The organism is Haloferula chungangensis, from assembly GCF_042664875.1.
Taxonomy (GTDB): Bacteria; Verrucomicrobiota; Verrucomicrobiia; order Verrucomicrobiales; family Akkermansiaceae; genus Haloferula; species Haloferula chungangensis.
In genome coordinates this window covers 285,160-309,497 of the sequence record NZ_JBHTBS010000006.1, presented here as the reverse complement: position 1 = coordinate 309,497, position 24,338 = coordinate 285,160, and the positions used below count along the sequence as shown (strand labels likewise).

The 24,338-nt window shown below is 59.4% G+C and carries 22 protein-coding genes; 9 read left to right on the top strand and 13 right to left on the bottom strand.

Annotated elements, in window-relative coordinates; genetic code table 11:
* The first annotated feature begins 12 nt into the window (after positions 1–12).
* Positions 13–1,287 carry a Gfo/Idh/MocA family protein gene (locus ACFQY0_RS13430; protein ID WP_379713218.1) on the top strand — a complete coding sequence of 425 codons (1,275 nt, stop codon included), beginning with the start codon at positions 13–15 and terminating at the stop codon, positions 1,285–1,287.
* Between the two features lie 89 nt (positions 1,288–1,376).
* Here ACFQY0_RS13430 and ACFQY0_RS13425 read toward each other — a convergent pair whose 3' ends face one another.
* Positions 1,377–3,047 (bottom strand): PQQ-dependent sugar dehydrogenase, encoded by a 1,671-nt coding sequence (locus tag ACFQY0_RS13425; protein ID WP_379713216.1) that lies wholly within the window; start codon positions 3,045–3,047, stop codon positions 1,377–1,379.
* Positions 3,048–3,216: 169 nt separating this feature from the next.
* On the opposite strand from ACFQY0_RS13425, the gene ACFQY0_RS13420 reads away from it, so the two are divergent.
* Positions 3,217–4,758, top strand: coding sequence for an AMP-binding protein (locus ACFQY0_RS13420; protein WP_379713214.1), 1,542 nt, complete (start codon positions 3,217–3,219; stop codon positions 4,756–4,758).
* Positions 4,759–4,863: 105 nt separating this feature from the next.
* On the opposite strand, the gene ACFQY0_RS13415 is transcribed toward ACFQY0_RS13420, so the two are convergent.
* Complete coding sequence (locus ACFQY0_RS13415; protein ID WP_379713212.1) at positions 4,864–5,832, bottom strand: alpha/beta hydrolase; 969 nt, start codon at positions 5,830–5,832, stop codon at positions 4,864–4,866.
* A gap of 141 nt (positions 5,833–5,973) precedes the next feature.
* The gene (locus ACFQY0_RS13410; RefSeq protein WP_379713210.1) at positions 5,974–7,320 is read right to left on the bottom strand and encodes a protein-transmembrane prediction; all 1,347 of its coding nucleotides are present in this window, start codon (positions 7,318–7,320) and stop codon (positions 5,974–5,976) included.
* Between the two features lie 427 nt (positions 7,321–7,747).
* On the opposite strand from ACFQY0_RS13410, the gene ACFQY0_RS13405 reads away from it, so the two are divergent.
* A complete protein-coding gene (locus tag ACFQY0_RS13405) occupies positions 7,748–8,602 on the top strand; it encodes a hypothetical protein (protein WP_379713208.1) in 855 nt (284 codons plus the stop codon).
* 72 nt (positions 8,603–8,674) lie between these two features.
* Here the strand turns inward: ACFQY0_RS13405 and ACFQY0_RS13400 are convergent, their stop codons facing one another.
* The 3 genes from ACFQY0_RS13400 to ACFQY0_RS13390 all read right to left on the bottom strand — a co-directional run bounded on the left by ACFQY0_RS13400 (position 8,675) and on the right by ACFQY0_RS13390 (position 11,444).
* Complete coding sequence (locus ACFQY0_RS13400) at positions 8,675–9,142, bottom strand: hypothetical protein (RefSeq protein WP_379713206.1); 468 nt, start codon at positions 9,140–9,142, stop codon at positions 8,675–8,677.
* Positions 9,143–9,188: 46 nt separating this feature from the next.
* Positions 9,189–9,662 (bottom strand): DUF3592 domain-containing protein, encoded by a 474-nt coding sequence (locus ACFQY0_RS13395; RefSeq protein ID WP_379713204.1) that lies wholly within the window; start codon positions 9,660–9,662, stop codon positions 9,189–9,191.
* Positions 9,663–10,013: 351 nt separating this feature from the next.
* Positions 10,014–11,444 carry a sulfatase gene (locus ACFQY0_RS13390; protein WP_379713202.1) on the bottom strand — a complete coding sequence of 477 codons (1,431 nt, stop codon included), beginning with the start codon at positions 11,442–11,444 and terminating at the stop codon, positions 10,014–10,016.
* Between the two features lie 144 nt (positions 11,445–11,588).
* Here ACFQY0_RS13390 and ACFQY0_RS13385 point away from each other — a divergent pair, with 144 nt between their 5' ends.
* On the top strand, positions 11,589–13,193 hold the full coding sequence (locus ACFQY0_RS13385) for a PhoPQ-activated protein PqaA family protein (protein ID WP_379713200.1): 1,605 nt from the start codon (positions 11,589–11,591) through the stop codon (positions 13,191–13,193).
* Between the two features lie 15 nt (positions 13,194–13,208).
* Here ACFQY0_RS13385 and ACFQY0_RS13380 read toward each other — a convergent pair whose 3' ends face one another.
* Genes ACFQY0_RS13380 through ACFQY0_RS13360 form a run of 5 tightly spaced genes read right to left on the bottom strand, consistent with a single transcriptional unit; the run spans position 13,209 to position 18,581 of the window.
* Entirely contained in the window at positions 13,209–14,465 is a 1,257-nt protein-coding gene (locus ACFQY0_RS13380; RefSeq protein WP_379713198.1) for an MFS transporter, read from the bottom strand.
* 6 nt (positions 14,466–14,471) lie between these two features.
* Positions 14,472–15,509, bottom strand: a complete 1,038-nt coding sequence (locus ACFQY0_RS13375; protein ID WP_379713196.1) for a Gfo/Idh/MocA family protein — start codon at positions 15,507–15,509, stop codon at positions 14,472–14,474.
* Complete coding sequence (locus ACFQY0_RS13370; RefSeq protein ID WP_379713194.1) at positions 15,506–16,873, bottom strand: four-carbon acid sugar kinase family protein; 1,368 nt, start codon at positions 16,871–16,873, stop codon at positions 15,506–15,508. The genes ACFQY0_RS13375 and ACFQY0_RS13370 overlap by 4 nt, the downstream gene beginning before the upstream one ends.
* Positions 16,870–17,517 (bottom strand): cyclase family protein, encoded by a 648-nt coding sequence (locus ACFQY0_RS13365; protein ID WP_379713191.1) that lies wholly within the window; start codon positions 17,515–17,517, stop codon positions 16,870–16,872. The genes ACFQY0_RS13370 and ACFQY0_RS13365 overlap by 4 nt, the downstream gene beginning before the upstream one ends.
* Complete coding sequence (locus tag ACFQY0_RS13360; RefSeq protein ID WP_379713189.1) at positions 17,517–18,581, bottom strand: isocitrate/isopropylmalate dehydrogenase family protein; 1,065 nt, start codon at positions 18,579–18,581, stop codon at positions 17,517–17,519. The genes ACFQY0_RS13365 and ACFQY0_RS13360 overlap by 1 nt, the downstream gene beginning before the upstream one ends.
* Positions 18,582–18,629: 48 nt before the next feature.
* Here ACFQY0_RS13360 and ACFQY0_RS13355 point away from each other — a divergent pair, with 48 nt between their 5' ends.
* From ACFQY0_RS13355 to ACFQY0_RS13340, 4 genes are all read left to right on the top strand, one after another.
* Positions 18,630–19,025 carry a VOC family protein gene (locus tag ACFQY0_RS13355; protein WP_379713187.1) on the top strand — a complete coding sequence of 132 codons (396 nt, stop codon included), beginning with the start codon at positions 18,630–18,632 and terminating at the stop codon, positions 19,023–19,025.
* A gap of 70 nt (positions 19,026–19,095) precedes the next feature.
* Complete coding sequence (locus ACFQY0_RS13350) at positions 19,096–19,926, top strand: serine/threonine-protein kinase (protein ID WP_379713185.1); 831 nt, start codon at positions 19,096–19,098, stop codon at positions 19,924–19,926.
* Between the two features lie 13 nt (positions 19,927–19,939).
* Positions 19,940–20,773: a PP2C family protein-serine/threonine phosphatase gene (locus ACFQY0_RS13345; protein ID WP_379713183.1), complete on the top strand. Its 834-nt coding sequence runs from the start codon at positions 19,940–19,942 to the stop codon at positions 20,771–20,773.
* Positions 20,774–20,826: 53 nt separating this feature from the next.
* Positions 20,827–21,063, top strand: a complete 237-nt coding sequence (locus ACFQY0_RS13340) for a type II toxin-antitoxin system Phd/YefM family antitoxin (RefSeq protein ID WP_379713181.1) — start codon at positions 20,827–20,829, stop codon at positions 21,061–21,063.
* 112 nt (positions 21,064–21,175) lie between these two features.
* Here the strand turns inward: ACFQY0_RS13340 and ACFQY0_RS13335 are convergent, their stop codons facing one another.
* Positions 21,176–21,856: a 3-keto-disaccharide hydrolase gene (locus ACFQY0_RS13335; protein WP_379713179.1), complete on the bottom strand. Its 681-nt coding sequence runs from the start codon at positions 21,854–21,856 to the stop codon at positions 21,176–21,178.
* Positions 21,857–22,003: 147 nt separating this feature from the next.
* On the opposite strand from ACFQY0_RS13335, the gene ACFQY0_RS13330 reads away from it, so the two are divergent.
* The gene (locus ACFQY0_RS13330; protein WP_379713177.1) at positions 22,004–23,959 is read left to right on the top strand and encodes a DUF455 family protein; all 1,956 of its coding nucleotides are present in this window, start codon (positions 22,004–22,006) and stop codon (positions 23,957–23,959) included.
* 26 nt (positions 23,960–23,985) lie between these two features.
* Here ACFQY0_RS13330 and ACFQY0_RS13325 read toward each other — a convergent pair whose 3' ends face one another.
* Entirely contained in the window at positions 23,986–24,336 is a 351-nt protein-coding gene (locus tag ACFQY0_RS13325; protein ID WP_379713175.1) for a CoA-binding protein, read from the bottom strand.
* Positions 24,337–24,338: the final 2 nt, after the last annotated feature.

The following is a 24,338-nucleotide window of genomic DNA, read 5'->3' as shown; positions in this document are numbered from 1 at the left end:
ACACCAAACCCAATGACCAGACGGTCCTTCGTTGGAAGTACCGCCCTCGCGGGCGCCGCCCTTGCCGCCGCTCCGCTCTTCGGAGCCAGTGTTCCCGCCAAGGGCAGCACCCTCAAAGTCGCCCTTATCGGTTGCGGCGGACGTGGCAACGGTGCCCTTAAGGACTTCACCGAAGCGTGCAAAATCCTCGGTATGGAGGCAAAGGTCGTCGCCACTGCTGATGCCTTCCAATCCAAGGCCGATGCCACCGGGAAAAACTTCGGCGTGCCGGAAGACAAGTGCTTTGGAGGCTTTGATGCCTACCACAAGGCCCTCGCCAGCGACTGCGAGTTTGTCCTGATGGCCACCCCTCCCGGTTTCCGCCCCTTGCATTTCGAAGCCGCCATTGAAGCCGGCAAGCACTGCTTCATCGAAAAGCCCGTCGCCGTCGATCCTGTCGGAGCGCGCGCCGTCATCGCCACCGGTGAAAAGGCGAAAGCCAAAGGCCTCGCCGTTGTTGCCGGCACCCAGCGCCGCCACATGCAGGGTTATCTGAAAAACAAGGCCCTCATCGATGCCGGAGCCATCGGAGAGATCAAGGGCGGCATCGTTCAGTGGAACGGTCAGGTGCCGTGGGTCCGCTACCGCGAAGACGGCCAGTCAGCCGCCGACTACCTGGCGAACAACTGGCTCAATTTCACCGAAATGTCCGGCGACCACATCGTCGAACAGCACGTCCACAATCTCGACGTCGCCATCTGGTTCCTTGGTCGCCTCCCCGTTTCCGCCCTCGGCTTCGGTGGTCGCGCCCGTCGCGTCACCGGCAACCAGTTCGACTTCTTCAGCATCGATCTCGACTTCGGAGGCGACGTCCACATCAACAGCCAGTGCCGTCAGATTAGCGGCACCTACAACCGTGTCGGCGAGTTCTTCACCGGCACCGAAGGTTCCACCACCGGCGGCGGAAAGCTCAGCGGCAAGAAGCTCGATGTCCCCGACTTCAAGCAGGACTCCGACAACGGACAAATCCAGGAGCATGTCGACATGATCCGCAGCATCATGGCAGGCGAACCGCTCAACGACGCCAAGCAGATCGCCGAGTCCACCCTCGTCGCCATCATGAGCCGCATGTCCGCCTACACCGGCCAGCTCGTCCGCTACTCCGACGTCGCGACCAACGAGAAGTCGGATTTCTACCACTACACCTGCGCCACCAACGCCGCCGACTTTGAAAAGGGCAGCATCGTGCTACCCGAAGAAGTCGCCCCCATTCCCGGCCAGCCGTGGAAGGATCGGAAAAAGAAGTAGGATCTCCACCTCAGACCGTCCGGCCTGGTGTCCCTTGGGGATTCCGGGCCGTTTTGCGTCTACTCTGCCGGCCGTCCGCTTGAGCTGGCCTATTCCTTGTGTCCGCCGGGCTCCAGCGAAAGGATGGCATCGACCATCTGGCTGACCTGTTCTTCGTTGTACTGCGGGTGAGGCGGCATCGGCACCTCTCCCCAAACGCCTACACCACCCTTCAGGATCTTGGCCGTCAGGATCTCGGAAGCCGATTCATTTTCGCGGTAGCGGTCCGCCACGTCGACGTAGCGGGGACCGACCGATTGCACTTGCGTCTGGTGGCATGAAAGGCAGATCGCCTCCGCCAACAGCGCGGTGCCCGGGTGCTTCGGATCCAGACCGGCAAGTCGCGCGTCGGGACCCGCCTCTTCGCTCACCGCCAGCTTCGTCGGGGAATAGGTGACCTTCTTCAGTTTCCCGTCCTTGCCATTGTACCAAGGCGAACTGTACTCGAGCACATATACCGCACCATCCGGGCCGAATTCGACATCGGAAGGGTGGACGAATTTCTTGCTGATCAGCCAGTCGTGCTTCCACTCCATGCCGCCCTTGCCATCGAGCTTGGTGAGCTGCATGCGACCGTTGTTCCAATCATAGGTGATCAGGCATCCGTCGAGCTCCCTGGGCAGTTTTCCAGGTGAATTACTATAATCATCGTAGTAGTAAACCGGCCCCGAGCAGTAGCAGGAGCGGTTCTCGAACCAGAGCGGAACACGGGCGGGCGGCAGCGTCTCCAGCCCGGTGTTCAGGCGGGATCGGTTCTCGGGTTTGTCCGCTTCGAAGCGCTCACCCACCTTCTCGCTTTCGAAGTCGAAGTCCGCGTAGGCCTTGTTGTCCGCGACAAAGTAGGGCCAGCCGTAGTTGCCTGCCGTCGGCGCCTGGTTGATTTCGCAGTAGCCCTTCGGGCCGCGTGAACCATCACGCCTCGCATCGGGCCCCACCTCGCCCCAGTAGAGCACTCCCGTCCGTTGATCCACACCGATGCGCCACGGATTGCGGCAGCCCATCACAAAAATTTCCGGCCGGGTCTTCGGTGTTCCCTTGGCAAACAGGTTTCCATCGGGAATCTCATACCCGCCCTGAGCCGTCGGACGGATCCTCAGAATCTTGCCACGCAGATCATTGGTATTTCCCGCGCTGCGCTGGGAGTTCTGTGACTCGTTTCCCTTCCGTTCGTCCAGCGGCGCGTAGCCGCTCGATTTGAACGGGTTGGTGTTGTCGCCGGTCGAGAGGAAGAGGTTGCCTTCCTGATCGAAGGCCAACGAACCGCCTTCGTGACACACGCCCTCCTCACGACTCTGCTCGATTTCCAACAGCACTTTTTCATCGAGAAGCTTTCCCGCCTTGAAGGTGAAGCGCGACAAACGATGCACCGAGGGTTCCTTCGGCGAGTAGTACGCGTAGATCCAGCCGTTTTTCATGAAGCCTGGATCCGCCGTCAGCCCCAGCAATCCGGTCTCGCGCGACTTGCCGCCTCTCTTCACGGAGACCTCGAATTTCTTAACCAGTTTTACTTCCCCGCTCTCCGGCGAGTACCACTTCAGGGCCCCGGTTCGCTCGGCTATGAACACATCCTCCGTTGGCAACACGCAGATTTCCATCGCATCCGTGAGACCCTCGACAAGGGTTTCCACCTGGAAATAGGCGTCGTCTGGAACTGGTGCTGCCGGGGAACTCGTCACGGCGAGCCCGAGAATGAGCCCGATGCTGAGGGATGGAAATTTCACGGAGGAAAGCTCCGACTCCGTGATCCTTCCATCAAGTGCGAAAATCAGCTCCAAGGTCACCCTGTTTCACGGTCAATGGGCGAGCCACCTCCATGATCGCTAGGATCGATCATTCGATTTCGCGTTTCGATTTCCTTAATTCGCAACCAGCGGCTACTTTCCCACTCCCATGAACGAGATGACCCTTCAAGAAACGCTGCTCAGGACCTCGAAACGATTTCCTCAGCACAGCGCGTTCGCCGACTCCAGCGGAGCCAAGGTCACCTTTTCCGAGGCCGTGACCAAATGTCTTTTCCTGAGCGGTCGGCTGAAGCCGCTGTGGAAAGACAGCGAGAAAGTGGGGCTGCTGCTTCCGCCATCGGTGGGCGGCGCGTTGCTGAACTGGACCGCGCTGCTCATGGGAAGGATCCCGGTCAACATCAACTACACGCTCTCGCGGGATGCGATCATCTCGTGCCTGGAGCAGTGTGGCATCACCGACCTCATTGTCTCCGGGAAGCTCATGAAGCGACTCAAGCTCGAGCTGCCGGTGAAAACCCATCTGATCGAAGACCTCGTGAAGCAGCCGCGCCTCAGCGAAAAGCTCCGAGCCGGATTCCTCGCCAAAGCCACCTCGGTGAAAGGTCTGCTCGATCGGCTCGGGGGCTCCAATGCCGGGCCCGATGATCTGGCGACGATCATTTTCAGCAGCGGCAGCACCGGCACGCCAAAAGGCGTGATGATCAGCCACCGCAATGTCATTTCGAATGTCCACCAGGTCAGCGAAGCCTACGAGTTCACCGAGCGTGACTGCATGCTCGGCGTGCTCCCCTTCTTCCACTCCTTCGGTTTCATGGCGACCATCGCCGGCCCCGCCGTCTTTGGCTTCCAGTGTGCCTATCATTTCAACCCGATGGAATCCAAGGTCATTGGTCCGCTCGCTGCGGAACATGGGGTGACCATCATGATCGCCACGCCGACCTTTCTGCAGTTCTATCTTCGAGGACTGGAAGCGGAGCAATTGAAGAATCTGCGCCTCGTCGTGGTGGGAGCCGAGAAGCTTCCTGTTAGAACCGCCGAAGCCTTCAGGGAGAAGTTCGGCTGCCAACCGCTTGAAGCCTACGGATGCACCGAGTGCTCACCCGGTGTCGCCGTAAACCACCCTAACAGCTTTCGGCCCGGATCCATCGGCAAGCTGCTCAACCGGATGGAAGCCATGCTCGTCGACCCCGCCACCGGAAAGCGCCTGCCTGAAGCGGAACCCGGCCTGCTGAGAGTCAGAGGGCCCAATGTCATGCGCGGCTACCTCGGCATGCCGGAAAAGACCCGCGAAGTCCTCAAGGACGGATGGTATGACACCGGCGATATCGTCCGCATCGACGCCGAGGGATTTCTGTGGATCGAAGGGCGGCTGAGTCGCTTCAGCAAGATCGCCGGCGAAATGGTCCCGCATGGCAAGGTCGAGGAAGTCCTCAACGAGCTCACCGGCCAGACCGATCAATGCTTTGCGGTCACCGGGGTCCCGGATGAGCGGAAGGGCGAACGGCTCGTCGTGCTCCACACTGCCAATCAGGAGCTTCTCGATGAAGTTCTCGCCAAGCTCTCCGACAGCTCGCTTCCCAATCTTTGGAAGCCCAAAGCGGGTCAGTTTGTCGCCGTCGAGACCCTGCCCTATCTCGGGTCCGGAAAGCTCGACTTGAAGGAACTCCAGCGCATCGCCGCAGCAGGCTAGAGAGCCACCTGCGATCGGCACCGCTGGAAATCGATCACGCCTGCCGACCTCGAAGCTCCGGCGTCGATCGGCGCCGGAGATTCGGCATGGATTTGCGCTTCCGGTCTACTTCTTCCCCTCCCCCTTCAAGCGGGAGATCAGAAATTCCGTCGTGCTCTGGTGCTTCACCCCCGGCGCGCCGGGATAGACCAGCTCACAGGGCACACCGAGTTCCTTGCAGCGCTCCTGAAGCTTCACACCGAATACCGCCGAATGCGTTGGGTCCCGCTCGGCCTTCCCCTTGGCTGGGGCGATCGGATAGAAGATGTAAGTCTCCGGGTCATCATCGCTGAGCAGCGAATACGGTGAATACTCGTTCAACCAGGGCATGATCCGATCCCGCTCGGCGAGAAACTGATCGAAGCTCACCATCCCGAAAGCATGGGCGCCGTACTTGCTGTTAGGAATCCAATCCTTCATCTGTTCCGGATCGAGCGTCGACTGAACCCTTGATGGAGCCACGCACATCAGCCGCGATGATTCCCGTGCGACGGGATCATCGCTATCGGGATCCGCCAAGTCATCGTGATAAGCCACCCAGAGACTGGAGCAGGCCCCTGCGGATCCGCCCGTTGCCGCGATGCGTGACTTATCGATGTTCCACTCCTCCGCCTTGCTGCGGAGGAATTGCACCGCCCGCGCCGCATCCGAAAGCGGCCCCTTGACCGGCGGTTCAAGGTCCTTCGAATGCTTGATCAATCGGTAATTGATCGCCGCCACGGAAATCCCGGCATCCAGCAACTCGCTGGCATTCACGAATTTTTCCAACTGCTCCTTGCTCCCGCCATTCCAGCCGCCGCCATGGATCGAAATCACCAGCGGCGACGGCTTGTCGGAATCCGCCTTCCAGAAGTCGAGCACACAGCGCGGGTGCTTCCCATAGCGCACATTTGTCAGGGTCGGTGCCGGTACCGACTCTGCATACGCCACTTTCTTGCTCGGTGCTTCCGCCTCCTCCGCGCGTGCCTCGAAACCAAGCCCCTGCATGCCGACCAAACAGCAGAGCGACAACATTGTGGGATAACACTTTTTCATCTTTCTGAGAGCCAGCATGAGCAAGCTTTCATCCTCGTTCAAATGCCGCCGTGCTCACCCTGTTTTCTCTGAGACTCCATGCGCCCGCCAGACGGGGACACGCCGTGTCCGGAACGCCATGGCAGCGTTGTCCGGCTAGGTCTAGGGCTGGAGGGAATCGAGCTTCTCGACCTTGTTTCTTCCCATCTCGCCACTCACCGGACCATAGCTGCTCACCCGGTTGCCTTTGGTTCCCTTGGCCAGCACCACCTTATACTCGGTGCGGTTGATGATCGTGGAATCGTTGCCATGGATCACGATGGCTCTCTCTTGATTAAGGTCGATCGGACCTTTTTCCCGATTCAGCGTGATGCGATGACCATTGCCGAGGATATCCATGATATTGTGAGCCCCGGAGGCTTCGGGCGAAGGGAGGATCGTCCATTCGGCACGAGTTCCACTCCGGTTCGAGCGATAATCCGTGAGCGGGCCAAAGGAGAAATCTCCGGAGGAATTGATCACACGGCCCTTGTTAGGCAAGTTATAGCCGGTGTACTCGCAATAGGTGACGGTGCAGTCTTTGACAATCGCCGGTCCCCCCAGGTAAAGGCGGATGCCGCCACGCATCTTTGTCACGGTGCAGTTTTCCACCGTGATGCTTCCGCGGATGTTGTACATGCGGATTCCATCTTCACAGAGCGAATGGACCCGGTCCTTGGGGATCGGGTAACTCCCGGGCGACTTCAGCTTGAAATCATCCCGGTTGGGGAAACGGTAGCCGGAGCGCTTCGGGAGGTCCTCCCGGTCCGTCTCCTGATAGAGGTCCCCGGTTTTGCGGATCCGCCCCTCCACGTGGCAATTCCTGATGACGGTCTTGTCCGCGCCCTTCTGCATGTAGATGCCGTGACCAAAGGCGCGCTGTTGCAATTCGATCCCATCGAGGGTGTTTCCCACTCCCCGAACCAGTATGCCGCATCGCTTGTTCAGGCCGAAAGTACTCGGAGCACCAATTCCATAAAAGCTGCCGTAACCGTATGGCCAGGATCCTCTGACGGTGAGCTTGAGGTCTTTGACGGTATTGTTTCTGCCGTCCACGTTCATAACGGCATCACCCCGCAGTCCAGCCGCGAGGTTTCGGCGGTCCTTGTTGTAGGCGCTGAAATCCTTAACGAAGGTGATTCCGCTCTTGTAGGTATCCTCGAACTCCCCGCCGGTGATGGTGTTGTTATCGCCGGTAACTTCGATGTACGACCGATTGACAAGCCCGACGGTCACCTTGACGTAAACGTCCTTCAGAATGACGGTATTGTCCGATCCCGAGAAGGCCAGCTTCCTTGAATTTCTGGGCAACTGCTCCAGGTCGTAACGCCCCGGCTCCATTCGGATCGTATTGCCGCTCTTGGCAATCGCTGCATTCAATTCTTCAAGCGTGCTGACGTTGAGGTTTCCGGCAAGGGCTGGAAACTGGGACAGCAGGGCGATAGCTAGGATGATTCTGAAATGAGACATGCTCGTCGGCGGCATGGGTTCGAGGTGAATTGACTGGGTAAATCTCCTTTTACAGGCAGGGCGGCGGGAATCTATCTCGCGATCCCGCCCCGCATCAAGGCTGCCCGAGGCAAAGGGACCCAGTTCGCGGCCACTGAGTATCAAGGAACTTCTCTGCCCCCCAGCGATCTCGGATCGGGTGATGGAGCGGTTTCCTTCCTTCAGCAGCTGACGTTCCATCCTGCGGGCATTTGTCAGATGCCCCGGCACCCCGGGGCGCCGGCAAAGTTCGCAAGACCAACTTGCCTCGGCTGGATCGAGATCGACGAGCTGAAGGCCAAACGAGAGTACGATGTGAGATTGCCCGCTGAATCCCGGACGGCAAACGAGATAGCCGGTCCGCATCACAAATCTTTACACCCTCCCCCAGATCGCAAATCTTCGGGCAGTGAAATACCTCTTCATTGTCTCCCTCCTCTCCCTCCTCCCCCTGGCTGCGGAACCCATCACCGTCCGCGTCAAAGGCCGGGTCTCCGGCATCACCAACATCAATGGAAACCTCGTGAATGCCATAGCGCCCCAGGACGTCGCTTTACTCACGCTGCGCTACGACACCGCTGCGCAGGCCGCCGTCGACTCCACAACATCCGTCGCAGGGTTCTACCAGCAGCTTCAACTCTCCGCCGAAATCCAGGTCGCTCGGAGTGGCGGCGTGGGATGGTCACTCAATACAGGACACACCAGTTCGATCATTATCGAAAACAACTCCATCCCCACCACCGGCACGAGCCAGGATTCTCTAACTGTCCGCGGAACCAGCGACAATTTCCTGGTCGACACCCCTGCGGAATCCGGGGAAGGCGGCTCAGTTCAAATCGTATTTGTCGGCGGACTTGTGAGCCGGGCAAACGAACTCCCCAACCTAGACGCGCTCAGCTACGCCACCCAGATCACCGCGCAGGTAAAACGAGGAAACGACTACAACGCCTTCTTCCTATTCGAACCATTGACCTATCACGGATTCGCCGCAGGCTCGCCATCGGTCTCAGGCTGCGTTCCCCTCATCATGAACGGCCTGGTCAGCAGCGCAGCCAACCGCTCCTCGTCGCTCACCCTTCCGACAACCGTTCTCGGTGCCTACCACCGAATCGAAACATCCAACAACCTCACCACCTGGACGCCAATCCAGAACTTCGCGGGCACCGGCTATCCCCGAAACTTCTTCCACGTCGTGGGAACCGCTCCCCGCACCTTTTATCGGGTGGTCGATTCGTCGGCCGAATTCGATGAACTCCTCCCATAGCCTGGAAGCCCTCGTGGTTGAGCAACGGAAAGCCTTGCCCGCCGGTGAGCCGACTGAACGAGTGACTTCGTCCTAGTCGACCGATTCGACGAACCACCCACCGGTTCTCCGCTCCAAAACGGCGCTCCAGGAACCATATCTCCCTCCATCGGGAGTGAACACCTTCAAGCTGGGGTGAAAGACCCCGACCCGAGTCAGACCTTCAGAGGACTTCGCCAATCGCTTGATGGTGACCGCATGCTGGGCGCCATCCGCGGGATTTGTCCACTGGTCGACCCGACGTCCGTCCTTGGAGTTCATATAAACCCATTCCTCGCTAGACTTCCAGCTGCTCTCCCAGATTGGCAGGCTCAGGGCAACCTCTCTCAGATCCGTCGTGTCTTCGGCCTTCAGGGGTTTTTCGTCCGGTATGAAATTCCCCTGCCTGAAAGGCCCCAGCTTGAGGGCGCTCTCTGAGCTGGAAGCCTGCCGGTCCTTTCCCAAATCAGTGGAACACGAAGGGAATCCGACCACCAGAAGGCTGGCCACCAAGGGTATCATGATCGTTCTCGTCATAGAATGCTGTTCGTTGAAAGTTCGCCATCCGCTACCGGGAGCGCTCCTCAGATTCTGATGGGGACATGGGTTCAATGCCCGACTCCAACTGTGATGAGGTAGCGCCTTGCCCAGCGTCGTGATCTTCGACCTCAACACCATGAAGTCCTATTGCAGAAAATAGCAATCCAAATGCTATGGGAGCGATCGTGAAGAGTACGCGATTCCCAGTGGTCACTTGTTCTGCCTTCAGTGTAACCGGGTCCACGACCACCACCACCGAGTCTCCGATCCGGGAACAACCGGTTCCGCCGTAGCCTGAGGTAAACTCATGAACCCTCCCATCATGAACAAACGATATCTTTGGATACTCGGTGTCTTCAGATCCTTGTCGGGTAATCCCCACCACCTCACCCGTCGTCCTTATCCATTTCGCCCGGACCCACCACGTCCTCTCATGCCATCCAGCTAGAGCAAAACAACTGATCCCCACCAGTAGTGCGATTGTGTTGGCGAGCCACTCCATTATCTCAGTATCGAGAGGAAGTATTTCATCTTTTGCAGATATAAAAACTGCGGAGCCATGGCCATTGCCCTGACGCCATCTCCAATTAATCCGGTCCCGATGGAGGCGGCAAGCACGCAGCGAAGCCCTCGAGAATGCTCGCCACCAGCTTCTAGCTTTGCTTGTCGATTCTCACGGTGAATCAGTTTCCCTCAGGATGTCCAAGCGGTTCGCTGGCGCGTCGGGCGCCAGGAAATCAGAAATCATTGCGGGTGCGTCGGGGGCGATCAGGAAACTCCACATGCCACACGACCGCTCGCGCCTGTCCATCGGGCTGACATCCGCCTTTCATGACGAGACATTGATAGTGGCCTACTTCCCCATTTTCTTCCCCTGCTTGTTTTTGCCCCCGCGGGAAGGATCGTGGTTGGGGTTTTCGCTTGGCATCTGGGCATCGACAGATTTCCGCCAGGCCTTGAGTTCCTTCAACAGGGCCTGCGCCTTCTCAGGGTGCTGCTTGGCAAGGTTGTTCTTTTCGCCCGGATCAGTCTTGAGATCATAGAGCTCCAGATTTCCGCCCTCGAAGAATTCGATGAGCTTCATGTCGCCTCGGCGAATCGCGCCGTAAGGCTTGGTGCGGTGGTAATGCGGGTAGTGCCAGAAAAGCGCGTCGCGCTCGAGCTCCTTGGTCGCTCCGGTCAGCAACGGCAGGATGCTCACGCCGTCGGCATGCTCATCAGGACGCGCTGGCAGGCCGGCCATTTCCAGCAGGGTCGGATAGAAGTCGGTTCCGATGACCATTTCGTCACAGCTCGATTTCGGTGCAATCCTGCCGGGCCACTTCACGATGAAGGGCTCACGCACGCCTCCTTCGTGCGACAGACCCTTGTAATCGCGCAGGCCACCGGTGGTCTTCGGACTGTCGCCGCCGTTGTCGCCTGTTAGAATGACGACGGTGTTGTCGGCGATACCGAGTTCGTCAAGTTTCGCCATGATCCGGCCCACGCTATCGTCGAGCTTTTCCACCATCCCGGCGCGGCGCGGGTCGAGGAGCTCGTTCTTCGTGTTTTCGAAGGTTTTGGCTTTCTCCTTGTACTTCGCCACCAGCTCGGGCGGAGCCATCAGCGGGCCATGCAGGGTGTAGTAGGAGAAGTAGAGCAGGAAGGGTTGATCACGCTTCGTTTGATCGAGGAAATCAAGCGCCGCATCGGTGAGCTTGTCTGTTAGGAAGTCGCCTGCCTTTCCATCGTCGAGACCCGGCATGTCGAAGGGTGAGAAATACTTGCCTCTGCCCTTCGGCTGGCCCCATTCACGGCCCCCCACATTGATGTCAAAGCCGTGATCTGTCGGGTAGTGCTGGTCGAAATCCGGCTGACCAATCGGCATGAGGTGCCATTTGCCGAAGAATGCCGTGCGGTAGCCGCCTTCCTTCAAGGCCTCGGGCATGAGCACGCGCTGGTGATCGATCCGGATCTTCCAGTCCGGCACACGGAGTTTGGCGAAAGGATGCTTATGACCGGTGATCCAGTCGGTCAGATGGAGACGCGCCGGATAGCTGCCGCTCAGAATGGCCGCCCGGCTCGGCGAACACACCGTGCAGGCGGCGTAGCCATTGCTGAACTGCATGCCCTCACTGGCGAGCTTGTCGATCTGTGGTGTTTCATAAAACTCCGCGCCATAGCATCCGAAGTCACCCCAACCAAGGTCATCGACGAGTAGAAAGACGAAGTTCGGCTTGCGGTCCTTTGCGCAAAGCGCGCCGATCATCGCCAGGGGAAAGAGGAGGTGCAGGAGGATTTTCATGAAGGACTCGGGAGCTACAAACCCTCCCTACGGAAGATTCATAAGGGATCTTCTCAAAATCTCGGTCCCGCGCGGAACGCCTTGCATGATTTCTTCGCTGAAAGAGTGGTCAGAATCTGGCAGAGCCCCTTCAATCCCCGCGCTATGAGCATCAAGCTGCTTTTCGTCACACCTATCGGGTTCCTCGCTTGGCTCGCCGCGGCGTTTTTGACGACCTCGCTCTCCTCCCGAGCGACGGATCGCACCGCGCTCGACGAGTTTGTTTACGCCAACGATCCGGCCTACAACTTCGTGGTCACCGATACGAAAAGCGGGCTCTTCCACACGCGCTATATCATCCAGATGACGTCGGGAAGCTGGCGCACGGAAAACGAAGTCGACCGCACCCTCTGGAAGCACTGGATGACCGTTTATGTGCCATCCTCGGTGACGAAACGCACCGCACTTCTCGTGGTGAGTGGTGGCTCGAATGAAAAGCTCCCGGACTTCGGCGAGCTCGACGACACCATCGGACCCATCTCAGCCCTCACCGGATCGGTGATCGTCGATGTCGGCCAGATTCCGAATCAGCCGCTGACTTTCTCTGATGAAACCGAAAGCCGCTCGGAAGACGCGCTGCTCGCCTATTCGTGGAAAAAGTTTCTCGATGATCCGGAGGATCTCAGCTGGCCCGTCCACCTGCCGATGGCGCGGGCGGTCGTCCGCGCCATGGACACGGTTCAATCACTCATGAGCCAGGTGAAGCCCGGCGATCCGATCGATGACTTCATCGTCGCCGGTGCCTCGAAACGCGGTTGGGCCACCTGGCTAACAGCCGCTGCGGAAAACGGTCCGCTCGGAACCGGGCGCGTGTCGGCGATCATCCCGATCGTCATCGATACACTGAACGTCGAGACCTCCTTCGATCATCACTTCAAGGTCTACGGTTCGTGGGCACCGGCGGTTCACGATTACCTTGATGCCGGAGCCATGGACAAGCTCGGCACGCCGGAAAGCGAGGCGCTTTTCGACATCGTCGACCCCTATTCCTACCTCGAGCGCCTGACGATGCCCAAGCTGATCCTCAGCTCGGCCGGCGATCAGTTCTTCCTGCCGGATTCCTGGAAGTTCTACTACGATGAGCTTCCCGGGAAAAAGTGGCTGCGCTACTTTCCCAACACCGACCACAGCCTGAGCCAGCTCTCCGATCCTCTGGTCGAAATTCTCCCTCTTTACGTGGCATTGATCGACGATGGTGCCGACGCGATTCCTGACTATTCCTGGAGCCTCCTTCCAAATGGTGCGATCGAGCTCCAGACCTCAGAAGCCGTCAGCTCGGCCAAGCTCTGGCAGGCCACCAATCCGGAAGCCCGGGATTTCCGATTTGAAGAAATCGGGGCCGCCTACCACTCGACCACCCTGAGCGATCAAGGCGGCGGAACCTACATCGGCACGGTGACTCCTCCGGAGAGCGGCTGGACGGCCTACTTCGTCGAAATCGATCTCATCAACGGCCGCTCGGCGACATCGGGAATCTACCTCATCACCAAGCCCGAGCCGCTCAACTTGCAGATCAAGCATGCTGTCGACGAGGTCGAGCTGAGCTTCAACAGCAAGCGCGGTGAGTGGTATCGGCTCTACTCCGGAGATCGCCCCGACCAGATGAGCCTAACAGAAACGATCATCCCAGATGGCGACATCACGACATGGATCGACCCCGCCCCGGAGGAGGAGCGAAAGTTCTATCAGATCGAGAGCATCACCCCGTGAAGTCCAGGACGGACTTCAGGTCGCCACTTCGCGCAACGCTCTCTCCGGCTTGATCGCGAACCAGATCACGATCGCGACCGCATTGAGTGCGCTGGCGATGAAGAAGAACGGGGTCGAGCTTCCGAACCAGGCCATCAAATAAGGGAAGGCCAGGCTGGTGGCAAAGGAACCGAGATTGCCCGCCATGTTCATCGTCCCGGAGACCGCCCCGGCGCTCTTTCCTCCGACATCCACGCAGGCCGACCAGGATGGCGACAGGGTCATGTCGGCACCAAACACTGCGATGGTCAGGAAGATCACTGCGGGAACGGCAGTCTCCATTCTCAAACTGACCAGCAGACCAATGGTCGCGAGAGAGAAGCCAACCACCGCAGGAATCCGGCGCGACGGCACGACACCCTTCTTCTTGTAGATCGAATCAACCCACCACCCTGAAAACCAGTTGCCCGCTGCGCCTCCGAGCAAGGGCAGTGCCGCCAGCATGCCGGCATCCGCGGCCGACAGATCATAGGTATCCTTGACGTGCTTGAAGAGCCACGAGAGGCAGAAGAAGAAGGTGAAATTGCTGCAGAAATACTGGGCCATGAGAAGCATGACATTCCTGTTAGAAACCAATTCTCCAAATCGTGGAGCCGCCTGACCGGTATCGGCGGCGAGCTTCTGGCGATTCTCGACGATGTAATCGAGTTCCTCTTTTTTGACGCCCTTGTGCTCTTCGGGAGTGTCACGGAACCACCACCACCAGACGAGGCCAAAGGCAATTCCGAATCCGCCGAGAATATGAAATGATCCACGCCATCCTGCCGTCTCGATCAGCCAGACCATCAGCGGAAGTGCCAGCGCGCCTCCGAGGCGTGAGGCCGAAAAATTGATCCCCGTGACGAGTCCACGCTCCTTGGTTGGAATCCAGGTCAGCGTCGCACGAGCCATCCCGGGAAAGGCCCCGGCTTCTCCCGCCCCGAAGAGGAAGCGGATGATCATCATCGAAACAAAGTTGAAACCAGACGCAGTCAGAGCCGTCAGCGCGGACCAGATCGTGATCACTCCGGCCAGCAACTTGCGAGGACCATAGCGATCCGCCGCGACACCCGAGGGCGTTTGTGCCAGTGCGTAGCCCAGGGTGAAGATCGAAAGGATCCAGCCGAACTGGGTATCTGTTAGATCGAGGTCGCGCTTGATCGCGTCTCCCGCGACCTGAATGCAGGTGCGGTCGATGTAGAGCAGCAGCGAGATCAGGAAGGTTCCGATGACGAGAAGGACGCGGGAAGGCATGGGTTTCTAGGCTTGGGTTTTGACCACCTGATCGGTGGCGGCGGATTCGTAGGCAGCTTCGACGAGTTGCACGGACTTCAGGTAATCTTCCACCGTGCTTTCAAAAGGATCACCGCTGAGCATGCAGGCGACGAAGTGCTCCTGCAGCGCGTGCACACAGTCGCCGGCAAAATTCTCGCGCGACGGCTTGTAGATGTGTTCGTAGCTCGGCTCACCGAGAGGCTTGATGGTAATGCCGCCATCGAGATCCATCTCAAGGTGGCCCTTGCTGCCATCGATGCGCAGGGTTCCAAACGTGTATCGCGGGTTCTCGGCTTCGACTTCGTTGTAGCGGTTCGCATCGAGCACGGCGGTGCCGCAATTGGCGAAGCGGCAGGTCACCAGCGCGCTGTCCTCGCCCTTGATCACCGGATTCCGGCGGGCGATCAGCGCATGAATCGAATCGATCTCCCCAGCGAGATAGCGGAAGGTATCGAGGAAATGGACGCCGGTCTCGAAGAGGAAGAGCCGCTTGTAGTCGCGGAAAAACGGCTGACGCGCGAGGTAGGCGTCGTCACCCCAGCCATCGCCCATGCGGCAGCGGAAGGCGAGGTGGAAGAACTCGCCGAGAGTGCCCGCATCGAGGATCTTCTTGATCTCGCGATACCATGGCTGCCAGCGGAAGTTTTCATGAACCATGAAGCGGCCCTTCGCACTCTTGATCAGCTCGGCGAGTTCAAGCGTCTCGTCCCAGGTCGGAGCGAGCGGCTTCTGGCAAATGATGTGAACGCCTTTCTCGACCGCGATCCGGCAGAGCTCGAGATGCGTGTCGGGCGGCGTGATGATGTCGACAAAGTCCGGCTCTTCACGATCAAGCATCTTCGCGAACTCCGTGACCGGGTAACTACGAGGGATGCCGTAGTCCTTGGCGATCTCCTCGGCCTTGTCGACGGAGCGGTTGCAGTTCGCGACAATCGTAACTTCGGGAATCCGTTGCCATGATTCATACTGGAAGCGGCTGAAGTAGCCGGCACCAACGCAAACGCCTTTGAGTGGGGTATTCATGTCAATTTAAGGACAGCTTCAAACAAAGCGGAATCGCCACCGACGTTTCCGGGAAAGATGACATAAGAGAGCCCGGGAAAGCGGGTTTCTTCGCCGAGTTTCCACACCGGAACTCCGGGAAGGATGGCCCCTTGAACCATCGCACGACGCACCTGCAGCGCCTTGGTTGCGATGTCGGAGGAGGTGATGCCGCCTTTCGCGATGAGAAATCGTGGCGGCGGGATGTTAGAAACGATTTCCACCAGCGCGGCGGAAACGGTGGCCGAAATCCGCAGATTCTCCTCGTCGCCGCCCCCGGTGGTGAGCTTGCGACTCGTCGAAAGGATCGCATGACGACCGGATTCGAGCGCCGCATTGAGACGCGCCTGAAGATCGCCGGGAATGCCGGAGGCTAACAACTGGTCGACATCGAGTTCGATCTGTTCCCAATCGGGTGTGCGTTCGAGTAGATACGATAGCTGTGATGTGGTCTTCGGCACGTGCGAGCCGACGACGACCAGTCCGCCATTCGTCGAGGACGATTGCAGGTCACCTTTGGAAAGAGGCTCGCGGGTCGGCAGGCCGGCACAGGCCTGCACGTAGGAAGCGGCGCTGCGGGCGAGGAGGCCCTTCCCCTTCCGCGCGGCGATCCCGACACCTGCGGCAACGACTTCAATGTCGCGCTGACAAACGGCATTGGCAATCACCACGCTTCTGGCAGGGGCGGCCATCAGCTTTTCTGCCACCGCCTCGGGGCCCTGTTTGCGAATCAGCTCAAGCCCAAGCGAAACCACCTGATCCGCTCGGACGCGACCGCTGGTCTTTTCTTCAATGTAGTCGGGAAGAAAGGAATGTGAGAAAGCGAAGACCGGATCTTTCGCGAAGGGCGTCAAATGCGCCTCGACCGCTTCTTCGCCCTCGAGCACGTAGTGCTGATCACCCGCTGTTAGACGCCCGCCTGCGGCGAAAAACGGCGCCAACAGGGTGATCGCATCGCCGAGACCGAGAGCATCGGAAAGCACATCGGTTTCCGAAGGATAGTGCCCCCGCAAGGTCGAGTCGGAGCGACTGATGACGCGACCTTGCCCCAATGAGCGGAGCGTCTCCCCAAGTTTCTGATGCAGCGTCCTCGTCTCGTCGGCTGTTAGACTGCGTGAATTCGTCAGCAGAAACAGAACCGGTGGCTTCTCAGCAAGCGCTGCGGCGATTGACTCACGATCGAGGCAGGTGACGACCGGCAAATCGTAAACCGTCTGCGTGCCCGTCGGATCGTCATCGAGCACGATCAAGGTCTCACCGCTTTCCTCCAAGCCACGACGAATCGATGCCAGCGGGCATTCCGGCCACTCGGGCGGAAGCGATGAAAGCAGTTCGTCGCGAGTCATGCGGATGGAAATGGCTGGTCGGAGGCGAGCGCCCGGCATGGCGAGCCGTCGCCATGATGGATCTTCAAGGGAAAGGCGGCGAAGTGACAGTGGTCTGTTGGAATGCTTTCGAGATTCACCAGGCCTTCGATGATCGTCACGCCACCACCGAGCAGGATCTGATGGATCGTGGTGACTTCCTCGATGCTGTTCACGTCGGCCACCGAGGGAGGTTCGACGCCGAGCATGCGCACGCGCTTTTCCACGCACCATCGGGCAAGCTCCTCACTGATGCGTGGCAATTTTCTCCGATAAATGTCCGGCTGATCAAAGAAGCGGCTCCACCCGGTGTGAAGAATCAGCGAGTGACCCGCAGTGAAATTTTCGGCAAGCGCGCCGAGGTGCCCGACCGTGAGCCATTCGGCGTCTTGCGTGTCTGGCAATCGCACGATGTGCGCCGGTCCCATGCAGGTGCTCAGCGGCGTTTCATCAATCGTCGCCTCGCCACAGCCAAAGTGCCACGGCGCGTCCATGTGCGTGCCGGAGTGCGAGTAGAGCTCCAGCGTCGAGGCATTCCAGCCGTCTTTCTCCAACGTCCGCGCAGGCGACACCCGCACGCCGGGGTCGCCATCGCAAATGCTACGGGAAAGATCGTAGATGGCCATCAGTCGAGGTGGGAAAGAATGAGGTCACCCATTTCGCGGGTGCTGAGCCGGCCGCCCATGTCGCCGGTGCGTTTCGTCGGATCGAGCAGCGCTGCTTTGACCGCTTCACGGATGCGCTCACCGGCCTTGATCGTCTCGGGATGATCGAGCCACTCGAGCATCATTGCTGCGGAAAGGATCGTCGCCAGCGGATTGGCCTTTCCCTGTCCGGCGATGTCCGGGGCGGTGCCGTGTGAGGGCTGAAAGACCGCACAGTCCGTGCCGAGATCCCCTGAGGGCGCGATGCCCATGCCCCCAACCAGGCCGGCCGCAAGATCACTGAGGATGTCGCCATACATGTTCTCGGTCACCAGCACGTCATAAGTCTCCGGACGCTGCACAAAGAACAATGCCGCCGCATCGACGTAGACGCATTCCGTTTCCACTTCAGGAAAGTCGGCCGCGACTTCATAGAAGATTTTTCGGAAGAAGACCATGGAGGGTAAAACGTTCGCCTTATCAACAAGGGTACATTTTTTTCTGCGCTTCATCGCCAGCTCGAAAGCATAACGGCAAATCCGCTCGCAACCTTTGCGTGTCAGCTTCAGGACATCACAAGCTTCCGAGCCATCGGCGGCCTGGGTGGCGCCGCGCGCAGTGAACAATCCTTCGGTGTTTTCGCGCACGATCACGAAGTCGATACTGCCCGCCTCGTAGCCTTTCAGCGGTGAATCCTCCGCACTGAAAAGATAGATCGGACGCGGTCCGGCATAGAGATCCAGACGTTCGCGAATGTCGATCTGCGGCGTCATCTCACGACCATCCGGCCAGCGGACATTCGGCAAACCCATCGCACCGAGCAGCACCGCATCGGCCTGGCGACAGGCGTCAAAAGCCTCTTCCGGCAGGGGATTTCCGCTTTTAAGAAACTCCCCGGCACCCACCGAGTGTTCGCTGAACTTGAAATCGACGCCCTTCATCGAGGGAGCGATGGCTTCAAGCACACGGCAGGCTTCGGCAGTGACTTCGGGACCGATTCCGTCTCCAGGGAGGACGGCGATATGATAGGTTTTCGTAGAACTCATGAACGGGATCGCGCTTGCGCGGGCAGCAGGGGTTTAGCAGCGTGGGATATGTTTCAAAAGCTCGATCACATCGCCATCGCCGTAAAGAACACTGAAGAAGCCCTCAGGTTCTATCAGGGAACTATGGGACTGCCCCTGATTCTCAGTGAGGTGCTGGAAGAGGTGGGTGTGCGTTTGACTCATCTCGATATGGGTAATGTCCAACTTCAGCTCGTTGAGCCACTTCATGACACACATCCCATCGCCAAGTTCATCGAAGAGCGAGGCGAAGGCATGCACCACCTGTGCTGGAAAGTCGACGATGCCGAGAAGGCGATGGCCAAACTTCCCGACTTCGGACTCCAGGCAAAAGCCGGCGAACCCCACCCCGCTCCCAAGGGAGGCAAGGCCGCCTTTATCGACCCGACCATGACCCGCGGCGTGCTCTGGGAAATGACCGGCTGAGGGCACCAGCATTCCTCTTTCCGAAGTGATCCGTCTTCTCTATCAACAAGGAAGTTCTCCGAAGCCCATCATGTCTTCCCGATCATCCGGCCAAGCTCAAGGCCATGGCAAAACCAAGCCGGCCCGCCTGCGGCTCAAATCCCGTTTGGGAAAATACCGCATTGAAGCCCGCTTGATGGAAGGCACTTACTCGAATGTCTACCGCGCCTTCGACACCATCGAGGGCCACCGCGTCGCCCTGAAAATCCCGCACCCTCATCTTGCGGACGAAGCTTTCCTCGATGGCTTCCGCAAGGAAGCGCGACTCGGATCACGCATCCATCACCCGCACATTCTCAGTCTAAAGGACGCCAGCATCATCGACGAGCACTTCGTCATGGCCTATCCGCTCGGCACCGAAAGCCTGTCGGATCGCCTGAGCCGACGGATCTCCAGCGCCTCCCTTGAAGTCATCATCGAGCACTGTCTTGAAGGCCTCGCCGAACTCCACCAGCACCGCATCATCCACTGCGACATCAAGCCGGAGAACTTCATCATCTTTCCCGGACCAACCGTGAAGCTCGCCGACTTCGGCATCGCCCGGCTCGCCGCACGCACCATCAAAGCCTCCGGCTCCGGCACGCTCGGCTACATGGCGCCCGAGCAAGCGATGGGCAAGCCGTCGTTCCGTTCGGACGTCTTTGCCATGGGACTGCTGCTCTACAAAATGCTCACCGGCCACGTCCCCGAGTATCCTTTCAAATGGCCGCCACCGGAACATGCCCGGCTTCGCCGAAAAGCGCACCCGGCCTTCATCGCGCTCATCCGGAAAGCCCTCGAGCCCGAACCTCGGCGTCGCTTCGCCGATGGCCTGGCACTGCACCGAGCCTACATGAATCTCCCCACTGCCGCCTTGCTCTAACAACCCGCCCCGCGTGACTCCGCCATCAAAGGATCCGGGCAACCTGCCCAGCCCCACCTTCTTGCTCGAGTCCGACCTCGACAAGCCGCTCACCGTCGCCCTCCCCCACGGCATCGCCGTGCTTTACTCGCGCCCCCATCCGACCCGCGACTCACCGAATCAGGATGCCGCGGCCGTCATTCCCGCCAGCGATAGCCAGGCCCTGCTGGTTGTCGCAGATGGGATGGGAGGCACCCGCCAAGGTGGTGAAGCCGCTGCCACCATCGTCCACCAACTCGCCCGTCAACTCCCCCTCCCATCGGAGGACCAGCAGCTTCGCACCGCCATCCTCAACGGCATCGAAGAAGCCAACCTGAAGATCCTTTCCGAACTCCCCGGCTCCGGCTCGACGCTCGCCGCCGTGGAGGTCACCGGCGACACCATCCGCCCCTATCATATCGGCGACACCGAAATCCTCGTCGTCGGCCAGCGCGGCAAACTCAAGTTCCAGAGCATCTCGCACTCGCTCGTCGGCATGGGCGTGGAAGCCGGGCTGATCGATGAAGTCGACGCGCTTCATCACGACGACCGACACATCATTCTCAACGCCATTGGCTCCGCCGAAATGCGCATCGAGCTCGGCGCCCCGCTCGCTCTCGACCGCCGCGACACCCTGCTGCTCGCCAGCGATGGCCTGACCGACAACCTGAGCCTCGATGATATCATCGAACTCCTCCGCAAAGGCCCGCTCGATCAAGCCGTGATCAAGCTCGCCGAGCTCGCCAGCAAACGCATGGCCGACTCCGAATCAGGCCTCCCCTCAAAGCCCGACGACCTCACGCTGCTTGCGTATCGGAGGAGCAGCTGAGTACCCAACAAGCCTTCTTGATTTCGACCTCCACTGGGACAACATTCTATTCAATGAAATCAATGACCTATTCCGCCGCGCGCGAAAATCTCGCGGCCACGATGCAGCAAGTTTGCGACGACTGCGAACCCGTCATCATTACTCGAAAAGGCGATCAAGCCGTGGTGATAATGTCGCTAGATGACTACCAATCCCTGCATGAAACTGCCTACCTCATGCGCAGTCCGGAGAATTCCCGACGTCTGAGAGCTGCGATCAACCAGCTTGAGTCTGGCGGAGTCGCCGAGTGACAGCTTCCTGTCGGCTGCCGATAATCCTCGCCTCTGAACGCCATCTAACACCTCGCCGGCTTTCTCTTCTTCTCCACGCCGAAGAACGGCTAGCTGCGACTGGAGGGCGACCTCATTCCTTCTCCACCTTTTTCAAACTGATGTCCTTCATCTCCACCTTCATCGCCGGACCGGCATGAAGTTGCAGCGCCAGCACGCCTTTCAGCGATCGTTTCTCCGGATCGTTGTCGGTGATTTCAGCAGCCAGCTCGTCGTTCACAAAATGCTTCACCACATTTCCGCGCGCTTCAATGCGATAGGTATTCCACTCCTCGAGCTTCACCTCCGACATCGGTAGCTTCTCGGTCACCTTCGGCTTCGCGCCCTTCTCTAACACCACCTTCTGTCCCCGCTGGCACGAAATCCCACGACCCTTTTCTTCATAGAGCATCGCGAGGAATTCCTGCTTGGGGTGCATGTCCATCTGATAGCCGCCGACCGACCACTTTGCCGCATCGATGATCCTGCTGCGGTACTGCACGCCCGAGTTGTTGCCCTTCACCTTGGCCGTCACCTCGAAATCGAAATCGCCCAGCTCGCCGCCTTGCCAGATCAGGAACGTATTCGCCTTCACCTTCTTGTCCGCATCGTCGGTTTCCCCGACCAGCACCCCATCAACGACTTGCCACAATCGTGGATCTCCATCCCAGCCGCTGAGATCCTTACCATTGAAAAGAGTCTCCTTTTCCTGACCGAGCAGCGTCAGGGGAAAAAGAACCGCAGCCACGAGAAGTGATGATCCAAGTTTCAACATGGCGAAGGATTTCCATTTTCCCCCCTCCAACTCAAGAACCGATTCTTGATACCCACTCGCACTGCGTCGGGATGGTCTTGCGAGAGTGGGCTTGCAGCTCGGGAACTCACCATTGGCAGCGGGTCCCATCTGCGCTTCCCTAGCGCCATGCAGATGCGGGAAGCAGCGGAGCGGGTGCTCTTTGCCAGGACACTGGAGGAAAAACTCCAGTTGCCGCCGATTGATGTGTGCGACGAGCAACCCGGACCAGCCATCCTCACCCCTGACGGCCCGGGCCGACCCGACGAGCTGCGTATCGTGGAAAAGGGAGTGCGCGCCGAGTTCCCGGGCATCAACAAGCTCGATGACGACCGCGAGCGTGGCCGCATGCTCCACTTCCTCGCCAATCACGAACTGCTCGCCGCCGAGCTCATGGCGCTGGTGCTGCTGAAATTTCCTGACGCCCCCAGGGAGTACCGCGCTGGCGTCTACGAGGCGATGCGCGAGGAACAGATGCACACCCTGATGTATCTGCGCCGGATGAAGGAATGCGGCGTGCACTTCGGCGAACTGCCGCTCAACAACTACTTCTGGCGGCTCATCGCCCCGATGGAAACACCGATGGATTTCGTCACCCGCCTCAACCTCACCTTCGAGCAGGCCAACCTCGATTTTTCCAAACACTACGCCGGACTTTTCCGCCAGGTTGGCGACAGCGCCACCGCCGGCGTGTTGGAGAAAATCTATCAGGACGAAATTGGCCACGTCGGTCACGGCGTGAAGTGGTTCCGCAAGTGGAAGGACCGAGAGGACAACGACTGGGAGGCCTTCAACAAGGCCCTCGTCTTCCCTTTCTCCGCGTCGAAAGCCAAAGGCCTCGCGCCCTTCAATGCCGAAGGCCGCAAGCTCGCTGGCTTCGACGAGGATTTCATCCAACACCTTGAAGTCTACGAGCAATCGCGCGGCCGCACGCCCGTCGTCCATTGGTTCAACCCCAGCGCCGAACTCGAAGTCGCCGCGCGTCGCCGTGGCCAGACCTTTCATCCGAAGAAGATGAGCGCGGCCATGGAGCGCGATGCCGAGATCGTCATGCTCTCCGCGATCCGTCGCGATGACCTCCTGCTGATGCGCCGCCCGCCAAGCAAGGAGCACCTCGCCCATCTCAAAAAAGCCGGTTTCCAGATTCCCGAGATCGTGGAAGTCGGGAAAATCGGCGAGCGCAAACTCAGCGGCCTGCGTCCCTGGGCATGGTCGCCCGACGCCTCCGAACTTCTTCGCCCGCACCAGCCTACCCTGCCCGACTCCGCCGCCTGGAAATGGCGCGAGCCCGTCCCGGACGAATGGCTTTCCAAGGAGATCGGCGTCCGCTTGTTAGAAAAGCTGAACATTACGGATCGCGGTGCCGTCTGCCATGAACTCGACGCCGCCATGGCCCACCTGAAATCCCTTCTACCAAACGGTCCTGCCCTGATCAAAGGCGCCTACGGCTGTGCCGGACGAGATCATCTACGCGTCAGCCCCGGCGAGGAGGCCGCGGCCCGCGACTGGCTGGCCCGCGTGCTTCCCCAGCATGGCAAGGTCGTCATCGAGCCCTGGCGCCAGCGTGTCCTCGACTTCTCCGCGCTTTACGAAATGCATGCCGGGGAAACCCGGCTTGTCGGTCTCAGCGTCATGGACAACGACTCCCACGGCCGTTTCCTCGGATCCCGCGTCGCACCCAAGTGGACCGCGTTGTTAGACGATGAAGTCACGAGCTTTCTTTTCCGCGAAGCGAATGCCTTGGAGTGGTACCGAAACACCCTTCCCCCCGTCCTTCACGGTCTCCTTCCCGGCTACATCGGCCCGGTCGGGGTGGATGCGATGCTCTACCGCAAGCCCGACGGCAGCCTTGGCTGGACGCCCGTCGTCGAACTCAACGTCCGCATGACCATGGGCCGCGTCTCTCTTGAGCTCCTGGCAAAGAGCCAGCAGGGGAAAAAGGGCCGCCTGCGCATCGAACGAAAAGCCCGCCTCAGCGAGGCCGAAATCGCCGAGCTGCATAGCGGGAACCTGGAAGGCGGATCCATCCTCCTCACCGACCCCCGATACGCCCGCGAATTTCTCGTGGTGTGGGAGGTGATCTAACAGGTGGAATATTAAGGCGGAGAAATTTAAAATTCGCCCACGCTGAGCATCACCAGCGTGCAGGCCACTTCCACCTCGATGCCTGCCGCCTTCAAGCGATCCATGGCCTCGTCGGACTCCGTGCCGGGATTGAAGATGACGCGTCGCGGAGCCGCCTCGACGAGCTGGCCAAGCATCGGCAACAGGTGTTTCGGCCCGACGTAGAGCGTCACCGTGTCCATGCCCTCCGGCACTTCCGACAGTCCCGGAACTCCGAGCACCTCCTGGGCGCTCGGGCTGACCGGAAAGACCTCGTGGCCATGCTCGACGAGCATTCGCTGGGCTTTGTTAGAATAGCGATCGGGCTTCGGACTGGCTCCAAGGATGGCGACTTTCATGG